The 12,802-nt window shown below is 69.6% G+C and carries 11 protein-coding genes; 6 read left to right on the forward strand and 5 right to left on the reverse strand.

The annotated features are described in order from the left end of the window. Positions 1-69 precede the first annotated feature (69 nt). Positions 70-1,236: an FAD-dependent monooxygenase gene (locus SNOUR_RS36300; RefSeq protein ID WP_067355664.1), complete on the reverse strand. Its 1,167-nt coding sequence runs from the start codon at positions 1,234-1,236 to the stop codon at positions 70-72. Between the two features lie 7 nt (positions 1,237-1,243). Between SNOUR_RS36300 and SNOUR_RS46600 the strand changes: the two genes are divergently transcribed. Next, entirely contained in the window at positions 1,244-1,657 is a 414-nt protein-coding gene (locus SNOUR_RS46600) for a hypothetical protein (protein WP_159425988.1), read from the forward strand. 213 nt (positions 1,658-1,870) lie between these two features. On the opposite strand, the gene SNOUR_RS36305 is transcribed toward SNOUR_RS46600, so the two are convergent. Further along, positions 1,871-2,362 (reverse strand): MarR family winged helix-turn-helix transcriptional regulator, encoded by a 492-nt coding sequence (locus tag SNOUR_RS36305; RefSeq protein WP_099055750.1) that lies wholly within the window; start codon positions 2,360-2,362, stop codon positions 1,871-1,873. A 215-nt stretch (positions 2,363-2,577) separates the two neighbouring features. Between SNOUR_RS36305 and SNOUR_RS36310 the strand changes: the two genes are divergently transcribed. Genes SNOUR_RS36310 through SNOUR_RS36320 form a run of 3 tightly spaced genes read left to right on the forward strand, consistent with a single transcriptional unit; the run spans position 2,578 to position 6,308 of the window. Further along, complete coding sequence (locus tag SNOUR_RS36310) at positions 2,578-4,281, forward strand: chloride channel protein (RefSeq protein WP_067359071.1); 1,704 nt, start codon at positions 2,578-2,580, stop codon at positions 4,279-4,281. Positions 4,282-4,337: 56 nt separating this feature from the next. Then, positions 4,338-5,501, forward strand: a complete 1,164-nt coding sequence (locus tag SNOUR_RS36315) for an FAD-dependent monooxygenase (protein WP_067355669.1) — start codon at positions 4,338-4,340, stop codon at positions 5,499-5,501. Positions 5,502-5,546: 45 nt separating this feature from the next. Next, complete coding sequence (locus tag SNOUR_RS36320) at positions 5,547-6,308, forward strand: class I SAM-dependent methyltransferase (RefSeq protein WP_067355671.1); 762 nt, start codon at positions 5,547-5,549, stop codon at positions 6,306-6,308. A 66-nt stretch (positions 6,309-6,374) separates the two neighbouring features. Here the strand turns inward: SNOUR_RS36320 and SNOUR_RS36325 are convergent, their stop codons facing one another. Then, positions 6,375-8,021: a SulP family inorganic anion transporter gene (locus tag SNOUR_RS36325; RefSeq protein ID WP_312634873.1), complete on the reverse strand. Its 1,647-nt coding sequence runs from the start codon at positions 8,019-8,021 to the stop codon at positions 6,375-6,377. Between the two features lie 656 nt (positions 8,022-8,677). On the opposite strand from SNOUR_RS36325, the gene SNOUR_RS43740 reads away from it, so the two are divergent. Together SNOUR_RS43740 and SNOUR_RS36330 are read left to right on the forward strand one after the other, a co-directional pair. Further along, positions 8,678-8,947 (forward strand): hypothetical protein, encoded by a 270-nt coding sequence (locus SNOUR_RS43740; protein WP_079143099.1) that lies wholly within the window; start codon positions 8,678-8,680, stop codon positions 8,945-8,947. Positions 8,948-9,142: 195 nt separating this feature from the next. Further along, positions 9,143-10,735, forward strand: a complete 1,593-nt coding sequence (locus tag SNOUR_RS36330) for a Na+/H+ antiporter (RefSeq protein WP_067355676.1) — start codon at positions 9,143-9,145, stop codon at positions 10,733-10,735. Positions 10,736-10,871: 136 nt separating this feature from the next. On the opposite strand, the gene SNOUR_RS43745 is transcribed toward SNOUR_RS36330, so the two are convergent. After that, a complete protein-coding gene (locus SNOUR_RS43745; protein WP_079143100.1) occupies positions 10,872-11,579 on the reverse strand; it encodes a dihydrofolate reductase family protein in 708 nt (235 codons plus the stop codon). Then, positions 11,474-12,763 (reverse strand): mannosyltransferase family protein, encoded by a 1,290-nt coding sequence (locus SNOUR_RS36340; RefSeq protein ID WP_067355680.1) that lies wholly within the window; start codon positions 12,761-12,763, stop codon positions 11,474-11,476. Before SNOUR_RS36340 ends, SNOUR_RS43745 begins: the two co-directional genes overlap by 106 nt. Positions 12,764-12,802 lie beyond the last annotated feature (39 nt).

Consider the following 12,802-nt stretch of genomic DNA (forward strand, 5'->3'; position numbering starts at 1 on the left):
GCAGGTCAGCGACATCTTTCTGCTGTCAAGGTGTCAACTCACCGGGGACGAGCACCGGGCTCGGCGACATCAATGGGTTGCCGGCTCGGCAGGGACGAGCTCGCCGAGGTAGGGCGCGACCTGCTGCGAGCCGACCGGTCCGGCGGTGAGGGCGACGTAGCCGTCTGGACGCACCAGGACCGTCGCCTCGCCGGTGACACCGTAGGCGCGGCGGGCGTGGCCGTGGACGTCCAGGACTTCCGTGCCCGCTGCGTCGTCCACGGTGACCGTCCGTACGCCGGGGATGTCGGGGAGAGGCGCGGCGGGTGGCTTGCCGAAGGCCAGCAGGGTGAAATGCGGTCCGCGGAGCAGGTCGAACAGCCGGATGTCCTCGCCGTCCGCGGTGCGGCAGGGCGCGTCGGGGGCGCGGTCGCCGGCGCGGATGCCGGTGGAACTGTCGAGGTCGCGACTGAGCGGGCTGCCTTGGTAATTGATGGACAGGCCAGTGAGGTCGGCACCGGAGGCGGAGCCGGTGGCGTCGTTGAACTGCTTGGCCAGGACCTCTGCACCCTGGGAGTCGAACAGCGCCCGGTGCTGCGCGGAGGTGGCGGCGAGCAGCGCGGCGCCGACCGGAAGCCGTTCGGCCTGGTAGCTGTCGAGCAGGGAGTCGGGGGCTCCGCGCAGGGCAGCGGCCAGCTTCCAGCTCAGGTTGTGCGCGTCCTGGATGCCGGTGTTCATGCCCTGGCCGTCTGCCGCGGAGTGGCAGTGCGCGGCGTCACCGGCCAGGAAGACGCGGCCGGTGCGGTACCTCTCGACCATGCGGACGGTCGGCCGCCAGACGGTCGACCAGACCAGATCGTGGAGGGCGACCCCGGGCAGGGCTGCTCGTTCGGCGAACAGCCGCCGGAAGTCCTCCAGTGAGGGCGCAGGGAGTTCGCGGTTCTCGTCGGCGGTGACGGACGTGTGGAAGGCCCAGGTACCGTCGAAGGCCATCGGGACCAGCACCAGAGCGCCCGCGCCGAGGTCCGGGTCGTTCCAGACGTGCATGCAGCGCGGGTCCATGCCGTCGATGCGCACTGAACCCATCACAAAGCGTTCCTCGTCCCAGGTCTCGCCGAGGAACGGGATGCCGGCCGACTTGCGAACGGTACTGCGCCCGCCGTCGCAGCCGACCAGATAGCGGGCGCTGATCTGCCCGCTCCGGCCGGCGCGTCGGACGGTGGCGACGACCTCGTCGTCCGCCTGTGGACGGAACAAGGGGATAGTGACGACGCGTGCTGCGACCGATCTGCTCGGCGAACAGGCGAGTGTCTTCGAACCGGATCGCGTACCGGTCGAACCAGTCGGACGGAACCCAGCCGGCCAGCCACTCAGGCTCGCGGGCGGCGACGCTGTTCAACGCGGCCCGCAGGGTCTCACCGAGCCGCACCAGTCCGTTGATCTGTCGGGCGGCGGACAGCACGATCGTGGAGTCCGTGCGCGCACGGCCGCCGGCCTTGAGCAAGCCGTGTTCTGCGGCGGCCTCAAGGACCCGGTCCAGGAGCTGGATACCTGCGTCTCCCGCGATCAGCCGGTCCGGGCCGTCTCCTCGGGAACCCCATCGATCTTCCTGGCGTGCAACGACACCGACACCCTCCCCAAACACAACGTCGGCCTTCACGACCACAACGGGTCGTGAAGGCCGACGTCACGTTCAGCCCCGGATTCGCCAACGGTGTCGCTGGCTCCGGCGGGGGTTTCTGTGTTCGGGGAGGAGCCTGGCGCGTGGTGTTCGACGACGGATGCACCGTGTGCCCCGGGACTGGCTGGAGGCCGCTGAGCGTACCCAGGCCAGGTCGCGTCCGCGAGGCCCTAGGCCGGCGCGTTCGCGCCCGATGAAGCTGGCGGCAGGTCAGTGCGTGGTGGTGTCGGTCCAGCCCAGCGGGTAGGCGTCGGGGCCTGCGGTGGGTACTGCGGGTTCGTCGGCGGCGTGGGCGAAGGCGGTGAGGGCGTCGACCAGGGCTTGGCCCTGGGCCGGGTCCATGCGGCTGACGATGGCGGCGATCTCCTCGCGGCGGCGGGCGGTGACCTCGTCGACGATCCGGCGCCCGTCCCGGGTGAGGTGGATCAGGGATTCGCGGCGGTTTTCGGGGTTGGGGTGACGCTCGGTGAGGCCGGCCGCGGTGAGCCGGTCGATCATGCGCATCGCGGTGGACGGGTTGACGCCGAGGATTTCCGCCACTCCGGAGAGGTTGGCGTCGCCGTGTGCGGACAGGGCGATCAGCAGCCGGAACTGGGGAAGGGTGACCTTGTCCTCGGCCGCCGCCAGGGAGCGCGCGGAGACCCCCACCAGTACGCGCGAGGCGGTCAGCACCGCCCGGGTGACCTCGTCCACATCCGCCATGTCCGGTAATTCTCCCTCGCCCTCGGTCACGCTCCTTTCTATCTCGCACACACGCGCACTTGACAGCGTTTGCATAATGCAAAAAGAGCGAGGAGAGGAAAAATATGACCGGCATAGATGCGGTGCCCCCCTCCGCTACCGTCGCGCAGGCACCAGTCGTCGAGGCCCGCCCCCCGTCCCCCGTGGCGCGGCTGCGCGGAGCGCCGTGGGGGGTGCTGGTGCTCGCGATCGCGGTGGGTGCCGGCGCCGGCCTGGGCTCGATCGCCTTCCGCTGGCTGATCACCACGTTCACCCATCTCTTCTCCGGTCACGCCGACTACGCGGGCGCCGGCGGCAGCGCGAACCCGCATGTGCCGTGGCTGGGCGCGGCGTTCGTGATCATCACCCCCATCGTGGGAGGGCTCCTGTACGGACCGTTGGTCGACCGGTTCGCCAAGGAGGCGCGGGGCCACGGTGTCCCGGAGGTCATGCTCGCCGTCGCGCAGCGCGGCGGGCGGATCAATCCCCAGGTCTCCGTCGTCAAGGCGCTCGCTTCCGCGCTGTGCATCGGTTCCGGTGGCTCGGTCGGGCGGGAGGGGCCCATCGTGCAGATCGGTTCCGCCCTCGGTTCGACTCTGGGCCGGCTGGCCAAGGTCCCCGAGGGCAGGATGCGGCTGCTGGTCGCCTGCGGTGCGGCCGGCGGCATCGCCGCCACCTTCAACGCACCCCTGGCCGGTGTCTTCTTCTCCATGGAGCTGATCCTGGGCACCTTCAGCGCCGAGGCGTTCGGCGCCACGGTGCTCGCAAGCGTCACCGCCAGCGTCATCGGACGCGCGGCGTTCGGCAACACCGCGTTCCTCACCCTTCCCCCCTTCCACGTCGAACACCTCGCCCAGTACGGGCTGTTCGCGGCGCTCGGCGTGGTGGCCGGTGTCGTGGGCGTGGGCTTCACCCGCATCCTGTACTGGATCGAGGACGCCTGCGACTGGGCCTGGCGTGGCCCGGAGTGGCTGCGGCCCGCGGCGGGCGGCCTCCTGCTGGGTCTGGTGCTGCTGGTCCTGCCCGAGATGTACGGCGTCGGCTACCCCGTGCTGGAGAAGGCCACCAAGGGCGGCTATGTCGTCGCGTTCCTGCTGCTCCTCCTGGTCGGCAAGATCGTGGCCACCAGCCTGACCATCGGCATCGGCGGGTCCGGCGGCGTCTTCGCACCCAGCCTGTTCATCGGCGCCATGCTGGGCGCCGCCTACGGAACCACAGCCGGTCACCTCATACCCGGCGTCGCCGGTGGAGCCGGTGCCTACGCCCTGGTCGGGATGGGCGCGGTCTTCGCCGGCGCCTCACGGGCACCGATCACCGCCGTCGTCATCCTCTTCGAGCTCACCGGCCAGTACTCGATCATCCTGCCCCTGATGCTCGCGATCGTCCTGGCCACCGCCACCAGCCGACTGCTCTCCCGCGACACCATCTACACCCTCAAACTCCGCCGCCGCGGCATCGACCTCCACGCCCCCGCACCCCACGCCGCCCTCGGCACGCAGACCGTGCAGACGGTGATGGAAGCCGTACCGGCGCCACTGTCCGCAAAGGCCGACCTTGGAACGGCGGCGGACCTGCTGACGCGCTCCGACCACGGCGTACTCCCCGTGGTCGACGATCACGGCCGCTTCGCGGGCACACTCAGCGCCCGTGCCGTCGCCGAAGTTCTCGCCGGCGCCCCTGATGCCCGACTGTCGCAGGTAGGCGAACTCGCCCAGCCCGCTTCGGCCCTCACCGCCGACATGTCGCTGGCCGTGGCCCTGCACGCCCTGGTGGCCGCTCCCGGCACCGGCTTGCCCGTGCTCGACCCGGTCAAGGAGCACCTCGTCGGCTGGCTCACGCATCAAAGCGCGCTCCGCGCCCTGCACGCCGCCGTCCCCACGCCGGCCGCTTCTGCCGCCTGACGGCGGTTTCCCCTGCGCCACCCCCCCCTGAATCTCCGGAAAGGGGCACCACGCGTATGAAGGTCGTGATCTGCGGGGCCGGTATCGCCGGCCTCGCCCTCGCCCAACGTCTGGACACCCTGGGCTGGGACGTCGTCGTCCTGGAGAAGGCGCCCGGCCCACGCATGCAGGGCTACATGATCGACTTCTTCGGCCCCGGCTACGACGCAGCCGAAGCCATGGGCATCCTCCCCCGCCTCCAGCAACTCGCCTACCCCGTAAGGGAAGTCGCCTCGATCGACCACACCGGCCGCACCCGCGCCCGGTTGACCTACGACCAGTTCAGCCGTGCCGTTCGCGGACGCTTGCTGAGTCTGATGCGTCCGGACCTGGAACGGGCCCTGCGCGAGAGCCTGTCCGACCGGATCGACCTGCGGTTTTCCACCTCCCTCCGGCACATCGACAACACTCCTACCGGGGTCCACCTCACCCTCACCGACGGCACCCCACTGGCCGCCGACCTCCTCGTAGGCGCGGACGGCATCCACTCCACCGTCCGCACCATGGAGTTCGGAGCCGAGGAGCGGTTCCTGCGCTATCTGGGCCTCCACACCGCCGCATTCGTCTTCGACGCACCCGACCTCCACGAACGGATCGGGGACCGCTTCTGCCTGACCGAATCCGTCGGCCGCCAGATGGGCTTCTACGGGCTGCGCGACGGACGGGTGGCCACCTTCACGGTGCACCGCACCCCCGACCCCACAGTGCCCGCCGACCCACGCGACGTCCTCGCACGCCGCTACTCCGGCCTCGGCTGGGTCACCGCCGAGGCGCTGGACCGCTGCCCACCCTCCGACCACATCTACTACGACCAGGTCGCACAGATCGACCTGCCGGCCTGGAGCCGCGGCCGCGTCGCACTCCTCGGCGACGCCTGCCAGGCGGTCTCCCTCCTCGCCGGCCAGGGCGCTTCCCTTGCCCTCGCCGGCGCCTACCTCCTGGCCGGCGAACTCGACCGGGCCACCACCATCGAGGCCGCACTGGACCGCTACGAGCAGTCCTGGCGGCCCTTGGTCACCGACCGGCAGCGCACCGCCCGCAACGCCGCCCGCTGGTTCGTGCCCGACTCCACCTGGCAACTCCACATCCGCCGCGCCTTTCTCAAGGCAACACGCCTTCCCGTCGTCAACCGGTATGTGGGACAGGTCCTCGCCGGGAAGACCGCCAAACTGCCGATATAGGCGAGCGCACCCCGCCGACCGGGGTCGCCAGCGATGATGCGGGACATGACTGCCAACCCACGCGCTCATTCATTCAACTCGGCTGCCGCCCAGTACGAGGCGAGCCGCCCTTCGTATCCACCCGAACTCTTCGACTTCGTCGAGGAGTTCCTGTGCCGTTCCTTGGCCGGTGTACGTGTCGCCGATGTGGGTGCGGGCACGGGCATCGCGACCTCCCTCCTGTACGAGCGGGGCGCTGACGTGATCGCCGTCGAACCCGGTGAGGCGATGGCCGCCCAGTTCCGCCGGGCCCTCCCGGACGTACCGATCATCCGGGGTGACGGCAACGCCCTCCCCCTCGCCGGCTCCTCTCGCGACCTCATCACCTACGCGCAGTCCTGGCAGTGGACCGACACCAGTCGGTCCGTCCCGGAGGCACTGCGTGTCCTGCGCCCAGGCGGTGCGCTCGCCATCTGGTGGAACACCACCGCTTTCGACGTGCCCTGGATCCGCGCTCAGCACGAGCGCATCGCGCACCACTGCGAAGTGCCCCCGCGTCCCGCGGGGCGTCCCGACGACGACGAAGCCATCAGGCTCGCGGGCCTGACCGGGCTACGGGTCGCACGGCGGCACATCCGCTGGCGACGAACGGTCGCCCTCGACACGCACCTCGCCAACATCAGCAGCCGCTCGGCGTTCCTCGTCCTCGACCAGGCCGTGAACCGTGCCTTCCTCGCCGAGGAGCGCGAGCGACTGCACGAGACTTTCCCGGAGGGGATGGTGGAGGAGACCTACGTGGTTGACCTGCTGGTAGCCGCTCGCCCGTGAGGTGCGCTGCCTCGCCCACCGGAACGCCACCGGCCCGGCTCGGTCGTCCGAACCGCCGGATACGCCTCAGGAGTGCGGGTGAGGGAAGGACTCGTCCTGGGGCTGCGGCGCGAGGGAGGCAAGCTGCGCCCGTGCCTGGGCGATGGCTTCGGCCGCGGTCGCGAAAGGGCTTCCGGGCGGCGGCAGTTTGGCCAGGACGCCGAGGGCGTCGAGGTGGAGGCGGTGGGTGTCGCAGACACCGGAAAGCTGGATCACGGCACCACGCTGTTGCTGGTGTTCGATGACGTCGGCGAGCGTCAGGATGGCGGTGGTGTCCAGTTCGGTGACCCGGCTGAGGTCGAGGATGACTGTCCGGGCCTGTGACGGGACCATGGCCGAGCGCAGCACGCGGTCGGCGGTGCTGAACAGCAGCGGGCCGGCGACGTAGTGGACGGCGATCTGTTCCTGCGCAGCGTGGGGCGAGGGCGGTGTGCCTTCGGGGAGCGGGGTGCGCTGGGCCGGTACGGACACGTGCTCGATGTGCGCGGTGGCCGTCAGGGTGCGCAGTGCGAGGATCATCGCCAGGACGATGCCTGTGATCACGGCCGTGACGAGGTTGGCGGCCAGTGTGAGCGCCGCGGTGAGGGCGGCGATCGCGGCCTGACCTCGTCCGATCCGCCCCAGGGCGCGCAGCGAGCCGAGATCGATCATGCGGACCGCGGTGGCGATGAGTACGCCTGCCAGGGCCGCCAGGGGAACGGCGGTGACCAGCGGGGCGGCGGCCAGGAGGATCACCGCCAAGACGGCCGCGTTGGTCAGGGCGGCAAGCTGGGAGGCGGCCCCGGAGCGCACGTTGATGGCGGTGCGGCATACCGTTCCGGTGGCCGCCACGCCGCCGAAGCAGGGAACGGTCAGATTGGCCAGGCTCTGTCCGAACAACACCCGTTGGCCGTCGTGTCGTTCGCTGCCTTTCATCGAGTCGGCCGCCGCGGCGGTCATCAACGACTCCAGGGCGATCACGGCGGCGAGGGTGAGGGCGGCGGGCAGCAGTCCGAGTGCCTTGGAGGGGGCGAGGAAGTCGAGGGTCGGGGCCGGAACGCCGGTAGGCAGTTGACCGATCCGGGCGAGGCGGAGGTGCGTGATGCGCGCGAAGGCGGTGGCCGCGGCAACAGCCAGGAGGGGGAAGGGAATCGCCGGCTTGAATCGGGGGCCGATGAGGCTGAGGGCGAATGTCGCCAAGGTGATGGCGAAGGCCGGCCAGTCGGGGTTGCGGAAGAAGTCGACGACCGCGCCGGCCGCGGTGACGGCAACAGCCTCCCCGTGCGGAACGGTCCGGCCCAGCGCGGCCGGAATCTGCTGGGCGACGATCACCGCCGCCGCACCCACCACAAACCCCTTGACGACCGGCGCCGGCACACAGCGCAGGTAGCGGTCGGCTCGCACCAGTGACAGCACAAGGAGCACGATTCCCGCCAGAAGTCCGGTGAGCAGTACGCCCGACTGCCCGTGGACGTGCGCGATGGGTGCGAGCACCACGGCGACGACGCCGCTGGGCCCGGTGATCTGCAGCCGCGCCCCACCTGTGAGGGCAGCCAGCCCGCCGGCAAGCACCGCGGTGACCAGCCCGGCGCGAGCGCCCAGCCCGGATGCCACCCCGAACCCGATGGACAGCGGCAGGGCGGCGATCGCGACGGTCAACCCGGCGAAGAGATCCTGACGCGGCGCACGGCGCATCGCTGCCACCTCACCCCGATGTGGCAACAACCCCGAGAACGAGCCCACCACCATCGGCACGAGTCTTCCCGCAAGGGCCGTCCGTCTGTTCCGCCTGTTCCGTCTGCTCCGTCTCTTTCTTTCCTGACGTTCCACGCCTCTTTCCGCCCTTCTGCTCGAGCGCACGCCGGTTCTCAGCACAGGGAGAAGAGGCGGCTCGCCATCGCCCGGGCAGGAGCCGGTCGCGAGCGGATGCCGGCAGTGCAACACTCCAGAAGAGAAAGCGGCGTGAATGCATTCACGCCGGCAGTTGTCTGAAGCTTGCAGGCTTCTTCCAGGCCGTTTTCGGCTCCCCATGAATGAATGTCATTCACGCTGACGCATACGCGGGTGCGGAGGCAATCCAGAAACGGGGTTCGGTGCGTAACCCAGAAGTATCGAACCCGACCCATTGGTTCAATATTCGTAATTACCGACCTCATCCTGTGAGGCATGAGGCGTTTGATGCATGAAGTGTCAGGTGTTGCGCACTTCGTGCCGGTCATGGGCGACTCTCACCTGGTCGGAGACGGTGTGAGCGCATATGGCATTGCCCAAGGAAAACAACTATTGTACAATGCAAAGGCGGAGCCTTGACGAGATCATCGTGAAAGGGTAAGCAGGGAAGGAGGTAGGTGATGGGCGGGATACTTGCCGGCCGCGAATCCTATTCTTTCGTATGCCTGGACTGTGGTTATGGCTGGGAGCGCAGCTACGAAATCCGGCACACCAGAGATCTCGCCGGAAAGCTGCGTGTGGAGTATTACGCACACGGCGTCCGTGAGCCGTCACCGATCACCGGTGGGAAGTGCCCCGAATGCGAAGGCCGGCACATCCGTATTCTGCGGCCGGGGCGCGTGGCCGCCGCCGTTCTCGCGGCAAGTCACGGACGCGACGGCCACCGCTGAGCAGCCCGTCCCCCTTGTGCGGTGCGAGCCGTCAGTCGCCCGCAACGTCGGCGGGCACGGTCACCGCCATCCGGCCACCCCCTCCCAAGATCTATTGCAGAGCGCCAGGCCGTTAAAGTCCTATAAAGTTCCTGTTGGGGTGCTGGGAAGTCTGGTCGGCGGGATTCGCAAGCCGCAACCGACGGGGGATGTTCCGTGACCGGCCTCACCATCATTCTGCTCCTCGTCGTACTCGCCACCGCGGTCGCGACCGGAGCCCGCCACTGGCGCCTTCCGGCTCCGTCGCTGCTGGTCGTCGCCGGACTCGGGGTCGGCCTTCTGCCATGGGTGCCGGACGTCCATGTCGCACCCGAGGTGATCAGTGTCCTGGTGCTGCCGCCGTTGCTGTACGCCTCGGCGGAGGAGATGTCCGGGCGGGAGTTGCGGGCCGTGTGGCGGCCGGTGACCGTCCTGGTGTTCGGCCTGGTCCTGGCCTCGGCGGCAGCGGTCGGGATGGTCGCCTCGGTGCTGACCCCGCTCACCGCGCAGGCGGCGTTCGTCCTGGGCGCGGTGCTGGCCAGTACTGACCCCGTCGCTGTGACGGCACTGGGACGGCGGCTGTCACTGCCGCCGCGGGTGCAGGCGATGGTGCAGGCGGAGAGCCTGTTCAACGACGCCACGTCCCTGGTGCTGTTCAAGGTGGCGGTCGGTACGGCGGTGGCGGCCGGTGCCGTATCCCTGCCCTCGGCCGCCGGACAGTTCGCCGTCCTCGGTGGCGGTGGCGCCCTGGTCGGAGTGGCGGTCGCCGGGGTGGTGATGCTGATCCGCCGGCGCACCGAGGACCCGGTGCTGGAGACGGTGATCGCACTGGTCACCCCCTACGCGGCCTACGTTCTGGCCGAGGATGTGCATACGTCCGGTGTGACGGCCGTGGTCGTCGCGGGGGTGATCCTGGGCAGTACCGGTCACCGGCTGACCACCGCCCCCATCCGCCTGCAGGTCCACGCCGTCTACGAAACCGTGGTCTTCCTGCTGGAGAGCATCGTCTTCGCCCTCATCGGCCTTCAGCTCCCGACGCTCGTCCGCCAGCTCGCCACCGACGAACGGGGCTGGCCCCTGTGGGTCCCCGCGGTAGCGTTCACGGTTCTGGCGATCCGCCTGCTGTGGGTCTTCCCCCTCTCCGCCCTGATGCAGTACCGGCGCGGCGCGGGCAAGGAGCAGGGCACCGCGTTCCGTGACCGGGTGTCCTGGCGGGTGCCGGCGGTGTTGTCCTGGGCCGGCACCCGAGGGGTCATGCCGCTGGCAGCCGCCCTGTCCATTCCCCTCGTCACCCACTCCGGGGCGCCGCTGCCGCACCGGGCGCTGATCCTCACCCTCACCACCGGCACCGTCGCCCTCACGCTCGTGGTCCAGGGCTTCACCCTCGCCCCCGTCGTCCGCCGCTCGGGCATCGCCCTGGAGCCCGAGCACACCGCACGAGAGGAGACCCGGGCCCGCCACCACCTCGTCCGCGCCGCCCTTGCCGAACTGGAGCAGTTCGAAGAGCTGGAGGCCGTACCCGAGACCGTTCTCAAGGAAGCCCGCCGTCATCTCGAAGCCCGCCTCCGGCAGGCCGACGACGACAGCGACAGCGGCACAGAAGGACCCGCTGTCCGGCTCGACGACGCCTACCGAGAGGTCCGCCGATCGCTGATCGCCGTGGAGACAGCCGAACTCCAACAGCTCTACGAAGCCAACAAGATCAGTAACAGCACCCGGCGCCGTCTCCAACGCGCCCTCGACCTCGAAGAAGCCGGCCTCGGAGACTGACCGCAGACCGCCAAGGAAGCACCCAGGGCTGCTGGTGCCCGCTTTTCGGGCGCGGGACCGGGCGCGTCGGATTCTCCGGCACCGAGCAGACGATGCAGTTGTCCCGTGACGGCGAAACCGACGGGCTTGCGCGTGCCTACCGGGACGACTCGGGGCCGTCATCGCCGAACTGATCGCGCCAGCGCAGGTACGCCAGGTTCTCCCATGCCAACCCTGCCGCGATTTGCTTCTCCTGGCGTCGGGCGTAACTGGTCAAGGTGGTGCCGGTGAGGAAGACCCGGGAGCCGCAGAGCTGCCAGTCGGCGGGGGCGAACGGGGCGCGGAACAGTGGGATGCCGCTGCCGAACACCACTGGGTAGCGCTTCACCACCAGTTCGTCGATCTCCCCGAGCAACTGCCCGGCGAGGCCGGCCCCGCCGCACAGCCAGATACCCGCGCCCGGCTGCCCTTTGAGGCCGCGGACGAACTCCACCGCGTCCCCCGACACCACCTTCACCTCGGGGTCGGTCGGGGACAGGGTGGAGGAGAAGACGTACTTGAGGACCTGGGGACGTCCAAGCATGTGGTGGTCACCCGAAACCGTACCTTCCTGTCCGACGAGCCGGTACCCACCGAGAACTACGTGCCGGTGGTGGCAACGGCCGAGGTGACCCCTGGTGGGTTGGTCATCGCCAAGGAGTCTTTCCCTGGTGCCCTCTGACCGAATGCCGGACCGCAACTGCCCTCGTCCGCGTTGCGTCAGCCGGCCCAGCGTCCGGCGAGAAAGGCGAGGGCGAAGAGGGTTGTCAGGGGTGTGGCGAGGCAGAGGTAGGCGGTTGTGATGCGTGGTGTTCGCAGGCTCCATGCGGCCAGGGCGATCCACAGCGGCCACCACAGGAGGGTGGCGCGGGGGATGGACATGTACCAGTAGGAGGTGCCCAGCGCGCAGAGGCTGAGGCCGATGTAGACGGCCTCGGGCCACTGGTGGCGCCGGATCAGCGTGCCGAGCAGGAGGAGGCCGATAAGCATGGCGAGGAGTTCGGCCTGGAACATGAGGGCGTATTCGGTGGTCTGGGTGCCGGTGAAGGCGTTGTGCCAGGTGTTGGCCCAGGCTTCCCATGGGGTGTGGAAGTTGCGGTACCAACCGCGTTCTTGGGCGTGTTTCCAGGCCATCCAGTCACCGGTGTGCCCGTGCAGGTACCAGCTGTAGAGGGCGGCCGGCAGGGCCGGCAGGGACTGCCAGGGCAGTGAGCGCCAGTCGCGGTGGGTGCGGGCGGTCAGGGCGAAGTGCACGGCGATGGCGGCGGCGAGGAACAGGCCGCTGACGCGCACCGTCGTGGCCAGGGCGGTCAGGGTGGCTGCGAGAGGCCAGTTGCGGCGTTGGGCGGCGAGCCAGGCGGGCAGGGCGAGCGCGAGGAAGAGGGCCTCGGTGTAGCCGACGGACAGGAAGATCGCGCATGGCGAGAGCAGGAGGAAGAGGGCGGCGCGCCGACCTGCGTGTGCGTGGGGCAGGTGCAGCCGGGTGATCCGGGCCAGGGCCAGGACGGCGACGGCTCCCGCGGTGAAGGAGATCAGCAGTCCGGCCGCCGTCCAGTGCGGGATGACGGTGTGCGCGGCGCGCAGGGCGAGCGGGAAGCCGGGGAAGAAGGCTTCCCGGTTGTCCCAGCCGCTCTGCCAGGGGCCTGCCTCCCCGGGGAAGTAGCCGTCGCGCGCTATGTGCAGGTAGTGGTACCAGTCCCACTGCTGGAAGGGCGCGAAGACGGAAGCGGCGTCATGACCGTTGCGGTTGGCGGGAAAGAGCCACCGGGCGCAGTAGGCAGTGATCCAGATGCCTATTCGGGTCAGTAGGTACAGCCGCAGCACCTCGCGGTCGGCGGGGCTCAGCCGGGTGAGCACTGTGCGTAGGAGCCTTGCCCACAAACGGTGCGGACCGGGCCCCGCCGCCTTCCGGCGGTGTGTTACGGGCCTTTCCCGCACAGCGGAGCGGCGGCCCGCGGAGTTCGTGGATGCGGGTGCGTTCTCCCGCAGCTCAGGCGGCATAACGAACATATCGGTCCTTCTGGGGTGTGTGGAGGCATGCGGGACCGC

This window comes from Streptomyces noursei ATCC 11455, from assembly GCF_001704275.1.
Taxonomy (GTDB): Bacteria; Actinomycetota; Actinomycetes; order Streptomycetales; family Streptomycetaceae; genus Streptomyces; species Streptomyces noursei.